Origin of the sequence: Streptomyces sp. 1222.5 (assembly GCF_900105245.1) — a bacterium.
GTDB classification, from domain to species: Bacteria; Actinomycetota; Actinomycetes; order Streptomycetales; family Streptomycetaceae; genus Streptomyces; species Streptomyces albidocamelliae.
Map to the genome: position 1 here is coordinate 60983 of NZ_FNSZ01000001.1, position 18241 is coordinate 79223.

The following is an 18241-nucleotide window of genomic DNA, read 5'->3' on the forward strand; positions in this document are numbered from 1 at the left end:
GTGCTGCTGGATGCAGTGGTGCAGCAGCGGGCCGGCTGGTGCCGGGGGCCGGGTGCCGGCGGCGTATCTGGCTACCGGCTTCGCTCGGTCCGTTCCGTGTGGTGGCTTGGTCTGCCGATACCCAGTGACGGATCGGAAGGTTGTCCACGACGCCGTGAACGGGGCGCGCTTCCAGTGCCCGGCAGCGCGCCCCGACATAGCCTCGATGGAAGAGACCAGGAAGGACCATACCCGCCGAGGGGGCACTGCATTTGAGCGACACGTCGCGTCCGGGTCCGGTCCGGCAACAACGGCTCGATACGGGCCCACTGGGCGTCAGCCAACGACACACGTCAACCAGCGATCGGATGATCTGAAGGAAACGGCCTAGTAGAGGGTCAGGCCGGCATCTGGGCTTTTGGGTCGCGCCGCCGGAGGGTGAGGAAGGCCTGGGCGGCGGTGACGAGGGTGACGTGGTGGTGCCAGCCGCGCCAGGTGCGGCCTTCGAAGTGGTCCAGTCTCAGGCTGTGTCTGAGTTCGCGGTAGTCGTGCCCGCTCCGCCAACGCATCTTCGCCCATCGCACCAGGTCGGCGATCGGGGTGGTGGCGGGGAAGTTGGTCATCCAGCAGCCGGTCGGCTCGTGATCGTAGAAGTGCTCGGCGCCCGGCTTGTCGAAGACGGTGCGTGGCAGTCCGGCCAGATCGCCGGCAAGGCGCACCTATTCTTCGGCCCCTACGACCACGCTGGCTCCGCAGCCACGCACACAGCGTTCTGCACGTCGTCGGCAAAAGCCCAGAGATGGGGCCACCGCCAACTGCTGGACGTGGCCTTGGTGACCCCGCGGCCTCGTGGTCGAGGTCGGCGTCGACGTGGCACGCGATGCGGACGGCCTGTGGCGGCACTCCGCCCGCCTCCACCGCACCCGCCCCGACCTCCAACCGCACGACGTCACACGATGGGTTGGCCCGCCGAGCTGACGAAAACCGCAGAGATCGCCTGGGCCCTGGGCCCGGTCGCCGCCGTGCACGCGACAAAACGGCTCGAGGCATGTCGGGACGACCGGTGAGGATGCCGGAGCCGAGGGCGCGCGCCCCGGGCGTACGGGGTGCTGTGCACGCCGCGCATTGTCTGGGGCTTGTCTGCTGCATGTGCTCTGACCTGCGGTGGAGTTGTCCGGTTGTCCTGCCGGACGTCTCGGACGCTGTATCGCGGTACGGGCGGCCCGCTGGGGCGGTAGTCATGGAGCAGCAAGTCCGCGCCGGCCGTTCCCGGCGAGCGCGGGGGAATGTGACCGCGGGCCTACTCCGCCTGCGGTCGGGGGTTGGGGAGGGCTGTCATGGCAGGACGCCGGGAGAAGCCGATCGGGCGGGGCGGGGGGCCGATCAAGGAGTTCGCCGAAGGGCTGCGGGCGCTGCGGAACGAGGCCGGGATCTCGTATGCGGCGATGGAGAAGCGGGTTCCGTTCAGCCGGGCCACGTTGAACGAGGCTGCGAGCGGCCGCAAACTGCCGACGAAGGAACTGGCGCTGGCCTACGTACAGGCGTGCGGAGTTGATGAGCGCACGCTGGGCGAGTGGGCACAGCGGTGGGAAGCGGCCAAGGCGGAAGTGGACCGGCTGGAGAAGCAGAAGACTCAGGCGGCGCAGCCGGGAACCGGCGACGGCGGCACCGGGCCGGCCCTCGGGACCCGGCAGGAGTCGGTGCGCCAGCCCGGGCCCCACGACCCCCGTCAGATCGGTGGGTTCAGGGTGCTGGGGTTCCTGGGCTCGGGTGCCATGGGCCGGGTCTACCTGGGTGAGAGCACCGGCGGGCGGCGGGTGGCGATCAAGGTCATCGACGGCGCCCGGGCCGGCGACGCCGAGTTCCGCGCCCGGTTCCGGCACGAGATCGACGCGGCCCGCCGGGTGCACGGGATGTTCACCGCGGCGGTCGTGGCCGCCGACCCGGATGCGGCGGAGCCGTGGATGGCCACCGAGTACGTCGCCGGCCCGCCCCTGCAGGAGGTCGTCGCCTCGCAGGGCCCACTCAAGGTCGAGACCGCGATCAAGCTGGCCGCGGGGGTGGCGGAGGCGCTGGCGGCCATCCATGGCGCGGGGGTGGTGCACCGGGACCTGAAGCCGGGCAACGTGCTCGTCGACCGGGACGGCCCGAAGGTGATCGACTTCGGGATCGCACGGACCCGGGACGCCACGGCGCTGACACGGACCCAGCTGGTGGTGGGGACCCCCGGTTATGTGGCGCCGGAGCGGCTGACCGCCGGTCAGGCGGGGCCGGCCAGCGATGTCTTCTCCTTAGGAGCGCTGCTGGCCTACGCGGTCTCGGGACAGTCGCCGTTCGGTACGGGCACCACGGAGATCAGCTACCGGATCGTGCACGCCGAGCCGGATCTGGAACCGGTGCCCGAGGTGCTGCGGGAGCTGGTGCGGTGGTGCCTGGCCAAAGATCCCGAGGAACGGCCCGGCCCGCAGGACGTGGTCGACTGGTGCCGGCCGCACGCCGGGCAGGTGGGCCCGGGCTGGCTGCCCGCCCCGCTCGACGACCTGGTCCGCCAGCGCGCCGAGGAGGCCGCCGCGGTCTGTGTCCCCGAAGACAGGCCCACGGTGGCGGAGCCCGCGGCGCACGGCGGACGGGTCATGCTCGCCGTGCTGGCCGTCGTCGCGGTCATCGCCGCGGTCGCGGGCCTGCTGGTCTGGCACCCCTTTGCGGAACAGCCGTTCGCCCAGGGCCCCTCCCCCACTGCCTCGTCCAGCGGGGCCGTCACCACTGGAACGACCGGCGGGCCGACGTCCGGAAGCACCGCCGGCTCGGGCAGCAGCCCCGGCGCCACCGCGGGAGTCGCGGGAAGCACCACCCAGGGCTCGGGCGGCGGGACGACCAGCGGACCCACCGCAGGCACCACCAGCGGCAACTCCGGGACGAGCCAAGGCCCGACAGGCGGGACGACCAGCGGGCCCACCGGAGGGAACACCGGCGGCACAGGTGACCGGGGCAGCAGCAGCGGGCCGAGCGGCAGTGCCTCCAGCGGCAGCAGTCAGGGACCCGGTGGCGGCGGCTCTCACGACAACGACGACGGCAAGAACGACAAGACCGGCCCCAGCCAGGACTCCTCGCAGCCGGTCCTCGGCGGAACAGGGGTCTCCGTTCAGCCGCGTTCGGGCACCGTGGACTGCAGCCAGCCCATCACCTTCACCTTTGCCGCCTCCGCGCAGCGGACCGGAACGATCGAGTACACCTGGTTCCCCGACCAGTTCCTGATCGACCGCGGCTACGACCAGCGCTCGGCAAGCATGACCTTCACCACGCCCAACTCCCAGTACGACACCTACGTGGTCCACCTGCAGGGCACCCACCCCGGCGACACCGTGCAGGGCGCGATGGCCGTCCAGGTCACCTCCCCCACGATCGACCGGCAGAAGGTCGGCGACCAGTTCGCCCTGACCTGCGCCTGATCCACCCTCAGGCGGGCAGGCCCGTGCGCCTACCTCCCGGGCCTGCCCCCTGAACCCTCCGTAGCACTGTCTCCCCCGGCTCGTGGCGTCGCGCGCCACGGCACGGCACCGCCATGCCTGAAACCAGCCCCCGGCGCCCGCCCACACACCTCGCCGCTCCCGCTGCCCACGCGGCCGAGGGCTTCCTCACCCCATGGAGATGACGTGACGCACACCGGACACCTCCCCGTCTCAGCAGCCCGGCGAGTGAGTGCCGTCGTGGCCCTGGCCCTGGCCCTGCTGGCCGCCCTGATCGCCTGGACCGTGACGCAGCACCCCCACCCGGACGCCCGGCCGGCCGCCACCGCGGCCCACGTCACCGGACCTGCCGGCAAGCAGGTGGTCCTGGCCCGCGGCGACACCCTGTGGTCGCTGGCCCGGCGCCACGGCACCACCGTCGCCGCCCTGCAGCAGGCCAACCACCTGGGCCGCTCCACGCTCATCTACGCCGGACACCGCCTGGTCCTGCCGACCGGGCCGGGCGCCCACGCCCGAACGACTTCCGCGCCCAGCACCGGCCGCCGCTCCGCCGCCGGCCCGGGACGCACGGCGGTGGACTTCGCCCGCCGCCAGGTCGGCGTGCCCTACCGATGGGGCGGAACGGGCAGGGGCGGCTTCGACTGCTCCGGCCTGGTCCAGGCCGCCTGGCACGCCGCCGGCATCGACCTGCCCCGCACCACGTTCACCCAGATCCACGCCGGCACCCGCATCGTGCGGGCCCGACTGCGTCCCGGCGACCTGGTCTTCACCCACGCCGGCCGCCACGTCCAGCTCTACGCCGGCCACGGCCACGTCATCGAAGCCGCCCGGCCCGGCACCACGGTGGGCTACTCCCCCCTGCCACCCGCGCACGCCGTCGACGCCTACCTGCGCCCCACCCCGACCGGACGCCGCTGACACCCCGTCCCGGGGCCCGAACGCGACTACGGCCCCCGAAGACACCGCCCGGAACCACTTGCCGGCGGTCCCACCCCAAGAGAGAAGGACACATCCGTGAGTCTGCCCCGCCCCGGTGCGGCCCGTAGTCTGGCCGCCACCCTCCTGATGGCCGTTATGGCCCTCCTCATCCAGCAAGTACCGGCTCACGCCGGCCCGGCGCCGGTACCGACCACCGCCATGACCCGCTGCACCCACGACTTCGACCCGGACCAGGCCACCACCCTCCACCTGTCCGGCGGCCGCGGAACCACCTTCCCCAGCGACAGCATCGTGCACCCCGGGGACGTCATCCGGATCGTGCCCCAGGAGAGGGACGAGGTGTCCACCAGCGGCTGGTGGTGGCAGCCCGCCGACGGCTCCAACTGGGTCACCCCCGCCGGCCTCGACCCCCGCCAGAGCGCCGGCGACGGCTACCCCGCCCCCGGCCTGAACAAGTACAGCCTCATCGCCCGCCTCGCCGGTTTCCAGCCCTTCGAAGTCCTCAAGAAGCCCGGCTGCCGCATGGCCGGATCCGCGGGCACCCTGGATCTGCGCATCAACGATCCTCAGGACTGGGACAACTTCGGCGCCTGGAACGTCGACATCCAGCTCTACCGCGAACCCCTCCAGGACGGCGGCTTCGAACAGCAGCCCACCTCCACCGTCCGCCGCCCCTGGCACACCGAAGGCCCCGACACCAAAGTCATCCTCAACGACGTCGGCCAGGCCAACCACGGCAACAAGTCCGCACTCCTCAGCTCCCCCGGCCCGCGCGTCTGGAACGCACTGACCCAGACCATCCCCGTACGCCCCCACACCGACTACAGGATCACCGGGTTCTTCCGCACCTCCGACAACGTCAACACCGCCTTCTTCGGCGTCCGGCTCCCGGGCATCTGGCCCCCCGTCGAACGGCACTTCGGCCCCGCACCCGCCTACTGCCCGCCCCGTGACCCCGCCTGCTACAGCCAGGTGACTGTCTCCTTCAACTCCGGCGACCACACCACCGTCACCGCCTTCGCCGGCTTCTGGGGAGTCGGCCAGCCCGCCACCCTGCAGATCGACGACATCCGCGTCCTGTCCTCCTGAACCCCAGCAGCACACCGGCGCCCCGGGACCTCACGGCCCCGGGGCGTCCCCTCGCCTTGGCTTGCTGCAGCCGCGATCGGCGCGTGGCTCGAAGACGAAAGGGCTCAGTCCTCCTGGTCAGACCGGCTCGAACAGCGGGGCAGTCGGCACTCACGAGACAGGTCCAGACGCGGCCCTTACGACTGGCCGTTGCGTGAGCCACGGGCGCCCGCCGACTGCTGCGCGCGGGCGGTTCGCCCTCTTGTCTCACAGCGCCCGGGTGAGGGCGTCGAGCCGCTCGCTGAGCGTCTTCGAGCGCGGGTGGGGGCATCGGGTCAGAACACTGTGCACCCTTGCCGGGCTTCCGGGATCGTGGATGAAGCGGTCCGCAAGATGCTCGAAGATGCAGCAGCGGGGGTGGGTGCTCCCGTGATGTTGAATGCCCCTTATGGATCAAGGAATAGCAGGACTCGCGGGAGCGGTCGCGGGAGGCCTCATCGGGATCGTGGGGACACTCGGTGCGGCGCGGCTGACGGGTCGAGACCAGAGCCGAAGCCAGCGAGAGCAGTGGCATCGCCAGATTCGGCGGGAGACGTACAGCCAGTACATCGTCAAGTACACGACCGCTGTCAAAGCCGGCAACGCTGCCCACGAGGCTGTCTTCAAGGAGCGCACCGACGCGGAGGCTTTGCTCAGAGGCTTTGAGGCGGCCGTGCACGAGGTCGAGGTGGCGCGCACTCTCGTAGCGCTTGAAGGCCCTGAGGAGGTTGCCGATGCCGCAGTCGACGCACTGACTGAGTTGTCGCCCTGGGTGTGGGGTCTCTCGGTTGTCTGGAAGGGTGAGGACACGCGGTCGCTGGCCATGGCGAGGCAGAAGGCGATCGATGCAACTCATCTGGCACAAGACCAGATTGACGAGGTCACCCATATTTTCGCTGCCTCACTCGGGGGCGGCCGGGTCGTAACGCGTGGGTGAATGTCGCCTTGGTGAACCGCCCACCGCCAAAGCATTCTGCTGACGCGCGGCCGCCGGGCAGTCAGAGCGAGGCCTGTGGTGAGGACTCGGCCCCTGCACTGCGACCGGCGAAGCTCTGGGCCACCGCGTCCAGGTCAGAGAGGGTGTCGGACCGACTGCGGCTGCCTGGTGCTCCACAACCGCAGCCGCCCCTCGATATCCGCGGATACGTCCCTGCCGGCTCTGACGCCTGGCCAGGGTGGGGTTCGCTGCCTCTAGTCGAGGCCGCCGGTCTCTTCGATGTGCTGAACGAAGGCGGCCACAATCCGGGGACGGGTGGCGTCGGGGACGAGAGTGCGCTCCAGACCTTCCTCGATCCCCCACTCTGTGTTGAACATGACCGGGACGTCAGCCGGTGCGAGGTTGTTCCTCAGCCACAGGGCAAATCGTGCTGCCAGGTGGGCGTTGCAGTCCAGGAGTGCGACGCCTTCGGGTTCCAAGCGGACCATTCCTTCTAGGTCCTCGTCGTCGAGGGTGATCCCGAACGTCATGGATGCCCCTCGGACGGAGCCGCCGCTGTCGTCGACGCGGATGAACTCATCCGGGTTGCGCTCCCTCAGTTTGGCTGCCAGGCCGTCGAATGTCAGGCCCCAGCTCTGACCGTGAGGCGGGGTGAAGACGAACATGGTGCGGAGTTCCGCGATCTGTTCCGGTTCCATGACGGGTGCTTCCTGTGCGTGCCTGGACGGATGTTCAGGGGACGTAGCGGGCGTGGCCCTTGACGCCGTAGGCGGCCATCATGATGCGCCAGTACTGGACGGCGTCCTGATTGTTGGTGACCGTCTCGACACCGCGCATCTCCTTGTTGCGGGGGTCGTTGAGCGCAGCGTGGTACTTGCGGAGTTCACCGCGGTCCTTGTCGTAGAGGAAGTCCTTGTCGCCAGTCGCATGGTTCGTGCGGAGGTCTTCCAACGAGCGGTAGCACCGCTGGTTCGGTTTGTTGACGTACTTCGCTTCGACGGCCATTCCATCAACGTTTCGGAAACCGTCCACCATTAGTGTGTTCGCCTTGCCGTGCCCTGGAGGGATGGGTACCTCGAACTCGGGAAACCCCGCCACCCGCCTTTGGTAGGCCTGTTCGACCGCCTTGCCGCCGGAGATATCCCCCTTGCGCAGCGAATCGAGCCAGGTCTGGAATCTTGTTCCTTCTGCGGGCGTGAGCGGCGGGAAGCGGGGGTCAGGCGGATACGTCGGCGGGACTGGCTGAATATGGGGTGTGTTGGCTGGGAGGGGGCGGTAGGCGGCGGGCACCAGGGTCGGAACACGGATTAGAGGGCCGAGAAATGGCGGGAGACCGGGCAGGAAGCCACCGTGGTCCGGTTGCGGCATCTTCACACGGGACTTGGAGCTGTCCAGGGCGTGAGGGATCTTACCGAGCGAGGTGATGCGTGTGTCGCCCGCTATGAGGTCGTGCAGGCCGCCGTCGTGGCCGTCTCCTCCAAACCTCGGTTGTTCCCAGGGCCACTGGAAATCGCCGGTGAGGGAGTTGTTCTCCATGGGTAGGCGTTGCTTGGCGGTCTCGACGTGGTCGGCGTAGGCGTCGCAGGCGCCTGCCAGCATCTTGCAGGCGGTCGGGAGATTGGCCATGAGGGTATCGTGCTCGCCGACCTCGCTGGGTGGCGGAGTCTTGCCGACGAACTTCTCGAAGAAGTGCTCTACTGCGTCCGCGGTCTCGCCGGCCTGGTCGAGGTTGGCTGTCTTCCACGCGTCGCGTGAGTCCCAGTACGCGTCTTCGAGGATTTTGGCGGCGCTCCGCCAGGATTTGGCGACGGCGCGCAGTTTGTGCGGCTGTCCGAGGAACCGTTCGTTGAACAGGTACTGGTCGAGGCCGCTGGTTTCGCCGACGACCTCAGGCAGGTCCTCGGCGTTGTGGCTGGCTCGCGGATTGCAATCCGGCCCCGACGGCTGCGCGCCGATGCCGGGGCCTTGCGGACTTTGTTCCAGGAGCCTGGCTGCCACTTTGTCGTCGCGTTTGAGTAGCTCTTCGGAGGCAGTCAGCAATGCCCCAGCACCGCTGGCCATCACCTGGTGGGCGAAGCCCGACTTGTCGAAAATCGTCTGGACGGCTTCCTTGTAGACCTTGGCGAAGGCCCGGCCTGCTGCTCCGTCACCCGCCATACCGCCGTTACTGCTCAGGTCTGTAAACAGCAGGCTCACCATGTCGTAGACCAGGTCGCGCAGTTGCACCATCGACCAGGACGCGTTGACGAAGTTCGCCGTCTGATGACGCAGATCCACCATTCCCCCGTAGCTCCTGCAGACGCCGCCCACACCGTACATGGGGAATGAGCAAGCCCAGCGGCGGGGTGACGTTACGTCATTAGACGGGTGCTCGATGAGGAAGCGACCAGTTCGCTGCCCTCGTCCGCATGCTCCTTCCTGCCAAGCCGGTACGTCTGCAGGTGTGTTCGCATACGAAGGCGGCACACACTCCCTGCGGGGCTGACCCGTTGCAGGACGACAACGGCGGCAACAGTGACGAAGGCGACGGGAGGGTGCACGGCGGCAGCCTCCACCAGCGCCAGCAACAGATGTGCGGGCAGGCGGACGCAGCGTGGGGTGTGACAACGCGACGGCGGTGACGCGCCTTGATCTTCGCCGCCCTTTTCCGCTGCATCGATGCCTCCACACCAGGTGTACCCGCATCGGACCGATCGCCCTGGCCTGAGCAGGGATGACTGCCCTACGCCCGGCGAGGCCAGCCCTCGGCGGATATTCGGCCGGGATGGAGGGCGGTCACAGAACGGATGCCGTAGGCAACCGACTTGTTCGACGAGCAGCGTCCGAATCCCGACGAGCCGCCTGCCGGCCGTATAGGGCTCGCACTCTCCCTGCAACGCCGACTGATCACCTCCGTCTTGTTGAACGGACCACGTTCGGATCGGAATTTAAGCCGAGGTGCCTCCGCCGGCGGCAAGGCATGTACGGCAAGAGGGCGCCGAGTTCCCGTGTGGGGAACCCTCCCCGCACGCCTCACGCGGTCACGCCGGCAGAGGCACACCAGCTTGAGATCTCCACGATCCGTCCGATCGCGTGACAGCCGAGATGGTCCTAGACTGGTAAAGGCTTCTGGCTAAATTCTGCGGCGCCCCGGCAACCCGGCAGACCCGCAGTCTTCTTCGCCGTCCTTCCTCCTGAATGGCAATCAGGGAGGCAAAGATGCGCCGCTCGCGTTCTTTTTCCGTTGTCGTGGGACTCTCCCTGTGTGCTGCCCTCGCACTGTCGTCTGGCGCGGCTGCGGACACCGCCGCGCCAGTTGTGGAGAGGGCAGTACAGCCCCAGCTTCTGCCGGAGGATCCCCCTTGGTCGGCGTGCATCTACTACATGGAGCTGAACCAGCCCTACTGGCGCGGCCACTGCGATGGCTACCGAGCGGGTGAGCGAGCTGGAAGAGTGGCGGGCTGGAGCTGTGCCCGCAGAAACTTCCCGCTGTTCCAGTCAGGCACTCCCTACGCGGAGGGCTACGCCGCCGGCTACACAGTGGCGTACAGGTACTACTACAAAAAGTTCCGCAATCTGAAGGCATGCGCGCTCAGGCACGGACAGGATCGTCCCGGGCCGATCACCCGCTGAAAGCGGCTGCCGCACCACACTCAGGCCCCTCTGCGGGTGCTGTGCTGAGGAAGACGAACTACCCGCCCGGGCGGCCAGGCGCGTCACGGACCCTCGTCGATGGCCTGCCCCTGCGACAGCAGGCCCGCCTCGACCTCCTGGCTTGCGTCAACGCAACGTCGAATCGCGGGAGGTGGAACCTTCATGAGGAGCCGAACTGCACTGACCGGAACCGCGGTGGGCCTGGTGGTGGCCGGAGCCCTGTCGACGACCCTCGTACCGGTCACCGCGTCGCCGGCCTGGGCCCAGGAGTGCGTAGCATCCGCTCGCACGCCGAGCCACAGTCATTCGCACCGGGCCGACCGCCGCAACCGTGAGGTGAGGGAAGCGGTCGTGTGCCTCATCAACGCTCAGCGTGAGCAACACGGTCTTCCCGCCCTGACCTACAACCAGAACCTGACGACGGCGGCTCACCAGCACGCCTTTGCCGCCGTGGAGCAGGAGTGGTGGGGGCCGGGGAAGGACTCGCACACCAACCCGCAGACGGGCTCGACACCGCAGAGCCGCATTATGGGAGCAGGCTACTGCCCGAACCCGGTGTCCTGGCGGGTCGCCGAGATCACCTACAACGGCTGGGGCGGCAGCGGCACGCCGGACGCCGCCCTCGGCTGGTGGATGAACTCGCCGCCCCACCGGGCGAACGTCCTCGACCCAGGACTGCGCGAGATCGGACGCTGGGCTCAGGCTGGTGCAGCCGACCCGGCTGGAACAGGCGCGAGCGGAGCCGGAACGTACGTCGTCACCTTCGGAAGCTGCCAGCAGTGAGGCACCGGTACGCCCCGTCCTTCCTGCTCCTCTGTCACCAGCCGCAGCCGCACCTTTCCCGGGACAGGACCGCAGGCACAGGCCAGGCTGGCCCGGGGGGGGCAATGCCCCGAGCGCACGCCGTTGGTGCCCGGCCCCGACCAGTGTGTCGATCTCGAATTCCCGACGGCTGTGGCGTTCAGGACGGTCTACACGGACCCTGCAGGGACAACTCGGGTTTCACGCTCCCTACTGCGGAAGCTATCTGACACTTCGCCAGCAGCTGCTCTTGTGGTGGTGCGGGGGCATGGCTCCCGATTTGCAGGAGGTTTCGTGCAGAGTAGCCTGTAATTAATCATTCCTACCCTATTCCGGAGGTAGGCCATGTTCATCCGCATACTGCGGCGGCGCCGTAGGCTGCACAGGCTTCTCCTTCTCGGCGACGGCCGTCTGATTCGCGGCTTCAGCGGCGGCATGTACGACGGTCACGGGTACCACGCCTGACGCCGTCCAGCGGCCGTTACGGGAGGATGCGCGGTGGCAGACCACACCGAAGCACTGGTGGCGGTGAGGCGGTTCCTGTCGCCGTCCTGCCGCGTCGTCCAGATGTCCGGCGGAGCTCTGATCGCGGACTTCAGGCGGGCCCGCTTTCTCGGCATGACAACGGCAGACGTCCAGACGTTCGTCGACGGAAGCGCCGAGGAACGCGCGGAGCTTGCCACCGCTCTCGTCCGTTCCGGGTGCGCGCCGGCCCACCGGAAAGAGTATGCGGACGCCGAGATACGGCTCTGGCTCCGCGGAGTTCGCCTGCTGATCCGCACGGTGGGATTCGGGCGCGTCCTCCGGTTCCTCTCCTTGGCGGCCCCGGACTACGTCCGTGCGGAGGCCCCCGGGACCGAGGATGTGGCGCGTCTCAAACGGGCGGTGCAGTCACTGGCCCACACCAGCTGGTTCGTCAACGACGACTGCAAGGCCGAGGCCGTGACGGCTTTCGTCCTGTTGCGGCGATCCGGTCTGCAGGCCGTGCTGCACGTCGGCATGCGCGAGCACCCGTTCGCCCTGCACGCCTGGACGTCGGCGGCCGGGTTGTGCATCCCGGACGCCGACCCGCGTGGGCATGCGTTCGCACCGATTCTCTCCATCGACCGCGGAGGGCGGTGAGGTGGAAGCGGTGCGCCTCGAGTGGGCCGCGGGTGCGCCAAGACTCCGGGCGGCCAAGGACATGGCGGAACAGGGGCTGGTGACGACGGTCTCCTCGCGGGCCGGCACGGCGACGGTCGTCGGCTGGGTCGGCTCGTTCCGCGACCGCGTGGCGGGTGCGCACCGCCTCCTCGACGCCTTCGCCGGAGCGGGAGCCGCACCACGTCCGCCGAGCGGCGATTACGCGGCCGTCCTCGTCTACCGCGAGCGCATCCTGCTGATGCGGGACGAGTCCGCACGCATCCCCTTGTTCTTCCGGCAGGTCGACGGCCGGGTGAGCGCGGTGAGCACCTCGGCGCGCCGCCTCGGCGATGCCGAAGAGCTGGAGCGGCGCTACTTCTGCCGCTACCTGACCGGGAACATGGCGCAGCCCCACACGGCACTCACCCCGTTCGCCGCAGTCCACCGGGTCCTGGGCGGCGAGGTGGTGGAACTGTCCCCCACCGGGCGGCTGCACGGCCGCATCCGGCGACCCGCCTCCGCTTCTGCCGGACTCTCGCCGGTGGCCGCGGGCGACGCCGGCCCCGGCACAGCGGCCAAGGACCTGCGCCGCGCGCTGGAGAACGCCGTCTCGCGCCGCATGGGCACGACGACGGCATGCCACGTCTCCGGCGGGCTGGACTCCACCAGCGTCGCCTTGCTCGCCGCCCGGACACTGGCCGGAGAAGGCAGCCACGAAGGCAGCCGGCACGGGGATCTCGTCCTGCTCTCCGGGCGCTTCGGCAGCGGAGAACTGGCCGCGGAGCAGCCGTACCTGGAGGAGGCGATGGAGGAGATCCGCCGCCATGCGCCCGAAGCCCGCCCGGTGATCGTGGATGCCGGCGACGTAGCCGACTTCGACGACTTCCGCCACCATGCGGGAGACGCGGACGAACCGCATGTGCACGCCTTCCGGGCCCCGTTCTGGAGCAGGCTTCATGCCGCGGCGTCCGAACTGGGCTGCGACATCCTCCTGACCGGGTGCGGGGCCGATCCGATCGCCGACGCCAACCCGTTTCATCTGCATCGGCTGGCCCGCACGGGACGGCTGCGCGGGCTGGCGCTGCAGGCACGCGCCTGGGCCCAGGGCAGCGAGCGGGGCGTGCGGGACATCGTCCAGGACTACGTCCTGAAGCCGGCTCTGCCCCTGGCGGCCGAACGGATCGGCATGCTCGCCTCCCCCGGAACGGTGCTCGGCGGTCTCGGCGCCTTCAGCCGTCCCCCATGGCTGCGATCCGGCTTCGCGCGGGCCCACGGCTACCGTGAGGCCGGCATCGCGGAGACCAGGTTCGTCTTCGGACGCGCGCCGGAGCAGTCGCTCTACGACGCGGCCAACTACCTTGCCGCTCCCGACCTGCTGTCCTGGCAGCGCGCGCAGGAGGACGGATACTTCCTCTCCCACCCCTTCCTCGACCAGGAGGTCATCGCGCTGATGCGCGGCCTTCCCGCCGAGGCGACGTTCTGTCCGGGGCGGCCGAAGGCGGTTCTGCGTGAGGCGATGGCAGATCTGCTGCCCGCCCACATCCACGACCGGACGGTCAAAACCCCTTTCGACCAGCTGTACGCCCGAGGGTTGCAGGTACACGGCGACGACCTCATCGGCCTGTGCCGCTCCGCGAGGCATCCCCTGGTGCAGGAGATGTTCGACGTCGAGACGCTGTGCCGGGCCGTGCGGGAAGCGCGGCTCGGCGTGGGGGACGCGTACTCCTGGGATCGCGTGAACAGCTCCCTCGCCCTGGTGATGTGGCTGGAGGGGCTTCTCAGCGCGTCGCCTTGATCTCGTCCAGGGTCTCTTCGACCGGGCCCGCATAGACGTCGATCAGGCCGTAACGGTTCACTACCTCACGGAGCATCTGCTCGGAGAGTGGACGGCTCTCCTCACCCATCGGCACAATGGCCGGCGCCACGGCTACACCATGCTGACCAAAGGTCCAGTACGTAGTGACGCGGCGCGTTCTTCTCGTATATTGATCGATTGCATTGTTTTCTCGCATCTCGGACGTCTGAATGATGGTGTCGTCCTCCTTCTTCTTCTTCTCCTTTTCCTTTGCCCAGGCAGGCAGCGCGACACCCTTCCAGGAGTATTGAGGCTCGCCGAATTTTTCCACAACAAGCCGGTCTTTACGTGCCAGGTTCAGGGTGGCGTAGAACGTCAGCTTGTCGAAATTCGTGTTGCTGGGAAGTTGAACAACGGTCCGCGTGAGCGACTCGTCGTTCGCCTTGATCCAATTCCCGGCCGGAATCCACGGCTGCGCCGCCACCAGCATGCCAGGCTGGTATACCTCCCTGCGGGTGAGCGGGTGCTTCTCCCGAGACGAGGCCCATTTCTCGGCTTCCTCTCGCCACTTCGAGGGAGCCAGGTCCCTCGGGCTGACCGCCACGTCTTCTCCCATGGCATGGAACTCGGCGCCCAGCACGTAGAAACCGATATCGCTGTGATTCACAAGCTTGATTTCGACGGGTACGGAGAATGCCTTGCGGTCCGCACTGAGCACCGCCTTGCCCACGTTCAGCTGCACGAGAGGGGTGGCGTCGCGCCGGTACGGCTGGAAAAGGTACTGGTAGCCGAAATTGGCGACCGCCACGGCCGTGGAGATGACGAGTGCCGCGGCCACCCGCTTCGGGGCGGGGATTTCATCCAGCCTTCGCCATACCAGGACGACAGCGGATAGCGAACATGCACTGAGCACAATGGACAGTACTTTGTAAGGGACCCTCTCGCCATCATTCCATGTCTGTAGGGCGAGCAAGACGTTCGTCAACAACGCCACGCCGGTACTGACCAGCGCGACCACTCTGAAGTTGGAGATCGGTCCTCGGACCCAGCAGTCCACGACCGCGGCAATCCCCACGACCATGATGAGTGCCGCCAACATGAGGGCCGCTCCGGTAACGCACCCCGGGAAGGTCAGAGCCTCCCTGAAGTCCTTGAAGCCGCACCAGCCCACCGGCAGCGCGGTCAGGAGCAGGACCAGCACCACCCATGCCATTTCCGCCCGCGCGCATCGGGATCTCGTCATGCGTCGTCGTACCATCACGTACGAGCCGGAGCGGGCCCCTGAGCCAGGCCCGGGGGAAGTCGTCACATGATCACCTCCTGGCGGCATACCGGAATCCGATCACCATGCTCCGATGTGATCCACGCGATCACTAGACACATTCCGCCGGGATCACCACATACATTCCGCCGGTCGGCCCACCCATCGTGCACTTAAGCCGTAACGGCCGTACTCGCGAATTCCCCGATGCCATGTCGTCGCTTCCGGCAACGACATCCGGAATCGTTCGATTTTCACCCAACTCCGATGAGGCGTTTTTACGGTCTCGCCCGAGCTGCGATCCAGCACGACCCGGATATGCTGGTGTTGAACCCATCTGCCAGCGCGCGGAACTCGTCATCGGCGGTCAGTTGACGCCTGAACGAATTCCGTGGCGCACGCGCGGAGGGTGATTCCCGTGGCGCGGTTGTGCGCCTCGACTCGTGATGCCGGATCAACCGCGCTTCCGTCTCCGACAGTGCGTCCGGACCCGTGAAGACCAAGACGCTGCGGTGTCCGCCCTCTTGAACGCGGCCGGTAAGTACCGCTCGCGAAGTTGTCGGTCTGCACGTCCAGTTGCTCGGTCCCACTACCGAGGAGTCATCATGCCCATGCTGCTCATCAAGGGCTTCTACGAAGTCAAGGGAACGCAACCCGACGGTGACACTGTTCATTTCACGGCCGACGACCCCACCGAGTGGAGTCTTGTCGGCGGGGGCGCCGGACGTGCCGTTGAGCACAACGCCGTGGGGCGGGCGACGCTGCGTCTGGACGCGATCGACGCGCTCGAGACGCACTACGGCCCGAGTCGCGTCCACCAGCCCCTGCAATTCGCGCACGCGGCGCGGGACGAGCTGCTGAGCCGGCTCGGTTTCACCGACGTCCAGCGCGGTTCGGGCGAGACGGTGACCGCCAGCACCCCGGAGACGGTTCCCGGATTCATCCTCACCCGCGGTGCCGACGTCCACGGCCGTTGCGTGGCGCTCGCCGGGAACGGCCCTGCGCCCGGCACCAGCGGCCTGGAGATCGACGTCGACGTCGCCGTGCTACGGACGACCGTCAACCACCACCTGCTGGCCGAGGGGCTGGCCTACCCGACCTTCTACCGCAGCCTGTTCACCAGCCTGCGGACCGAGATGGCCGCCGCGGCCACGCAGGCGCGGGAGGCCGGCCGGGGCCTGTGGCCCAGCGATGTGACCACGACCGGGGCGAAGATCACCGGACTGGCCTCGCTGACCGACGACGCGGTGATCCTGCCCAAACTGTTCCGCAGGCTGGTCGACTACCTCCGCCTCACCATGCCGCTGGCCTGCCTCCCGGCTTTCCTGGCCGGTGTCCAGGACCGCTTCTCCATCCTCTCCACGGGTGAGCGGCGGACCGGTCTGCACCACATCGTGGAAGTCACCAACGATCACACGGTGCGGATGACCCACCCGCCCGAAGACCTCCTCTTCGACGACGCCTGACACCACTCCTCCTTCGGGTTCGCCCCGCGCGGGGCGAACCCGAAGGTGAGATGCGGGAGATGCGGCTGGCGCCGGCCGACGGGAGGGTGGCTGCGCAACCTCACGCCCCGCGCGTCACTGCTGCGCGAAGTGCTTTTTGAGCCAGGTGAGCAAAGACGCGAACGCAGGGGTCATGGCGGCGTCCGACTGCTCAAGGGCTGTCAGGCGGTCGCCGTCCTCCACCGTGATCGCGTAGCTCATCGCGTCCCTGGCACGGCCGGCCTGCTCGTCCAGGGGCATCGCGACGGCCGCCGCCAGCAGGTCAAACAGTTCAGCCGCGGCGGTCTCGGGCAGGTCATCCGTGTCCAGCACCTTGGGCGGGCGGCGGAGATCGGTCACCGCCGCCAGCCCGCCGTACGTCTCCAGGGTCACCTTCACCCGGTGCCCTTCAGCGCGGCCACATCCCTGGCCAGCCCCGCGACCTTGTCGTTCAGAGCCGCGATCTGCCCGGCGAGGGCCTCCAGGCCGTTCTCCCGGCCCGCGCCGCCGTTCCCGTTGGCCGCGAGGCTCCGCACCCGGGCGACTCCGGTCGGGACTCCCCGGAGCGGGACTTCCACCTCCTGCCACGCCGACAGCACGGCCGACTGCTCGGGGCTGCCGACACCGAACAGTTCCCCGGCCTTCTGGAAGGTGGTACCCGCGAACTCCTGGAACCCTTCCTCGGCACTGGAGGCCTTGAGCGATTCGTACCAGATGCTTCCGGCAGCCTCCCATGCGAATCCACCGATGCGCACAGCGGTCAGGTAGAACGCCTTGTTCGGAATACCGGAGTTGTAGTGCACCCCGCCGAAGTCACCTCGTTTGGTGTCCGGCAGGTGGATGAACTTGCTCATACGGTCGGGCTGGGGGTCCTTCCCGAACTGCGGGTTGTTGTAGGCCTGCCCCGGGTCCTTCATCGACCGCAGGGCGTCGCCACCGATCCCCGGGGTCCACACGTCACCCCCGATCAGCCAGTCCGCCTCCTCAGCCGTCTGCTTCTTCGACCACTGCTTCACCAGCGACCCGAAGACGTCCGACATCGACTCGTTCAGAGCCCCGGACTGGTTGTGGTACTCGAACTCCGCGGTGTTGTCGGTGACGCCGTGCGTCAGCTCGTGGGAGATCACCTCGAGGGACCCGGTGAGGTTGCTGAACTCCTTCCCGTCCCCGTCGCCGAAGAGCATCTGTCGTCCGTCCCAGAAGGCGTTGTTGACCTGGAAGCCGAAGTGGACGTATCCGTCCAGGCGCATCCCCCGGCCGTCGATCGAATTGCGCTGGAACACCTCCTTGTAGAAGTCGCGCGTGAGACCGAGTGCTTCGAACGCCTGGTTGACGCACGGATCCGCGGACTCCGGGCCGTCCTCCGGCCTCGCCAGAACGGCGTTGGCCAGAAACTCCGCCTGCTCGCAGTCGAAGACGGTGCGCCGGCCATCCCCGGGGGCAGCCGCGCCGGCGAAGGATGCCCGGATCGACCGCTCGCCCCGCAGGCGAGCGGTGACGAGCAGGGTGTCCAGGGCAGCCTGGCGTACCTCGCTGTCTTCGCTGTCCAGGAGCTTGTCGAGGATGTACGGGGGGATGATGCAGTTGATTGGGCGAGCCCTGCTCATGGGACACCTCCTGAGCGAGAGGAACGAGGGCTGAGCATGCGTCACCTTGACGGCTGCTCAGCTGGTACCGGATCACCGATCGTCGCGTTCAACCATCGACGCGAGGAGG

The 18241-nt window shown here is 68.2% G+C and carries 13 protein-coding genes and 1 pseudogene; 8 read left to right on the forward strand and 6 right to left on the reverse strand.

Features of this window, described 5'->3' with window-relative positions; all coding sequences use genetic code 11:
• Positions 1-377 precede the first annotated feature (377 nt).
• Positions 378-575: pseudogene (locus BLW57_RS00335) on the reverse strand (IS701 family transposase); the annotation flags it as partial.
• Between the two features lie 741 nt (positions 576-1316).
• Between BLW57_RS00335 and BLW57_RS00345 the strand changes: the two are divergent.
• The 4 genes from BLW57_RS00345 to BLW57_RS00360 all read left to right on the forward strand — a co-directional run bounded on the left by BLW57_RS00345 (position 1317) and on the right by BLW57_RS00360 (position 6429).
• A complete protein-coding gene (locus BLW57_RS00345) occupies positions 1317-3428 on the forward strand; it encodes a protein kinase domain-containing protein (protein ID WP_093471287.1) in 2112 nt (703 codons plus the stop codon).
• 204 nt (positions 3429-3632) lie between these two features.
• Positions 3633-4364 carry a C40 family peptidase gene (locus tag BLW57_RS41765; protein ID WP_093471289.1) on the forward strand — a complete coding sequence of 244 codons (732 nt, stop codon included), beginning with the start codon at positions 3633-3635 and terminating at the stop codon, positions 4362-4364.
• A gap of 219 nt (positions 4365-4583) precedes the next feature.
• Positions 4584-5474 carry a hypothetical protein gene (locus tag BLW57_RS00355; protein ID WP_143051552.1) on the forward strand — a complete coding sequence of 297 codons (891 nt, stop codon included), beginning with the start codon at positions 4584-4586 and terminating at the stop codon, positions 5472-5474.
• A 427-nt stretch (positions 5475-5901) separates the two neighbouring features.
• Positions 5902-6429 carry a hypothetical protein gene (locus BLW57_RS00360; protein WP_093471293.1) on the forward strand — a complete coding sequence of 176 codons (528 nt, stop codon included), beginning with the start codon at positions 5902-5904 and terminating at the stop codon, positions 6427-6429.
• A 254-nt stretch (positions 6430-6683) separates the two neighbouring features.
• On the opposite strand, the gene BLW57_RS00365 is transcribed toward BLW57_RS00360, so the two are convergent.
• Together BLW57_RS00365 and BLW57_RS00370 are read right to left on the reverse strand one after the other, a co-directional pair.
• On the reverse strand, positions 6684-7127 hold the full coding sequence (locus BLW57_RS00365; RefSeq protein WP_093471294.1) for a hypothetical protein: 444 nt from the start codon (positions 7125-7127) through the stop codon (positions 6684-6686).
• Positions 7128-7161: 34 nt separating this feature from the next.
• Entirely contained in the window at positions 7162-8709 is a 1548-nt protein-coding gene (locus BLW57_RS00370; RefSeq protein ID WP_093471296.1) for a restriction endonuclease fold toxin-2 domain-containing protein, read from the reverse strand.
• Between the two features lie 1515 nt (positions 8710-10224).
• On the opposite strand from BLW57_RS00370, the gene BLW57_RS00375 reads away from it, so the two are divergent.
• The 3 genes from BLW57_RS00375 to BLW57_RS00385 all read left to right on the forward strand — a co-directional run bounded on the left by BLW57_RS00375 (position 10225) and on the right by BLW57_RS00385 (position 13780).
• Positions 10225-10845: a CAP domain-containing protein gene (locus BLW57_RS00375; protein ID WP_256339304.1), complete on the forward strand. Its 621-nt coding sequence runs from the start codon at positions 10225-10227 to the stop codon at positions 10843-10845.
• A 516-nt stretch (positions 10846-11361) separates the two neighbouring features.
• Positions 11362-11985: a lasso peptide biosynthesis B2 protein gene (locus BLW57_RS40310; RefSeq protein ID WP_256339305.1), complete on the forward strand. Its 624-nt coding sequence runs from the start codon at positions 11362-11364 to the stop codon at positions 11983-11985.
• A gap of 1 nt (position 11986) precedes the next feature.
• Positions 11987-13780 (forward strand): asparagine synthase-related protein, encoded by a 1794-nt coding sequence (locus BLW57_RS00385; protein WP_093471299.1) that lies wholly within the window; start codon positions 11987-11989, stop codon positions 13778-13780.
• Here BLW57_RS00385 and BLW57_RS00390 read toward each other — a convergent pair.
• Complete coding sequence (locus BLW57_RS00390) at positions 13764-14984, reverse strand: hypothetical protein (protein ID WP_093471300.1); 1221 nt, start codon at positions 14982-14984, stop codon at positions 13764-13766. The genes BLW57_RS00385 and BLW57_RS00390 overlap by 17 nt on opposite strands.
• A 662-nt stretch (positions 14985-15646) precedes the next feature.
• Between BLW57_RS00390 and BLW57_RS00395 the strand changes: the two genes are divergently transcribed.
• Entirely contained in the window at positions 15647-16507 is an 861-nt protein-coding gene (locus BLW57_RS00395) for a thermonuclease family protein (RefSeq protein ID WP_093471302.1), read from the forward strand.
• Between the two features lie 114 nt (positions 16508-16621).
• Here the strand turns inward: BLW57_RS00395 and BLW57_RS00400 are convergent, their stop codons facing one another.
• The gene (locus tag BLW57_RS00400) at positions 16622-16924 is read right to left on the reverse strand and encodes a protealysin inhibitor emfourin (RefSeq protein WP_093471303.1); all 303 of its coding nucleotides are present in this window, start codon (positions 16922-16924) and stop codon (positions 16622-16624) included.
• On the reverse strand, positions 16921-18132 hold the full coding sequence (locus BLW57_RS00405; RefSeq protein ID WP_093471305.1) for a M4 family metallopeptidase: 1212 nt from the start codon (positions 18130-18132) through the stop codon (positions 16921-16923). The genes BLW57_RS00400 and BLW57_RS00405 overlap by 4 nt, the downstream gene beginning before the upstream one ends.
• Between the last annotated feature and the right edge of the window lie 109 nt (positions 18133-18241).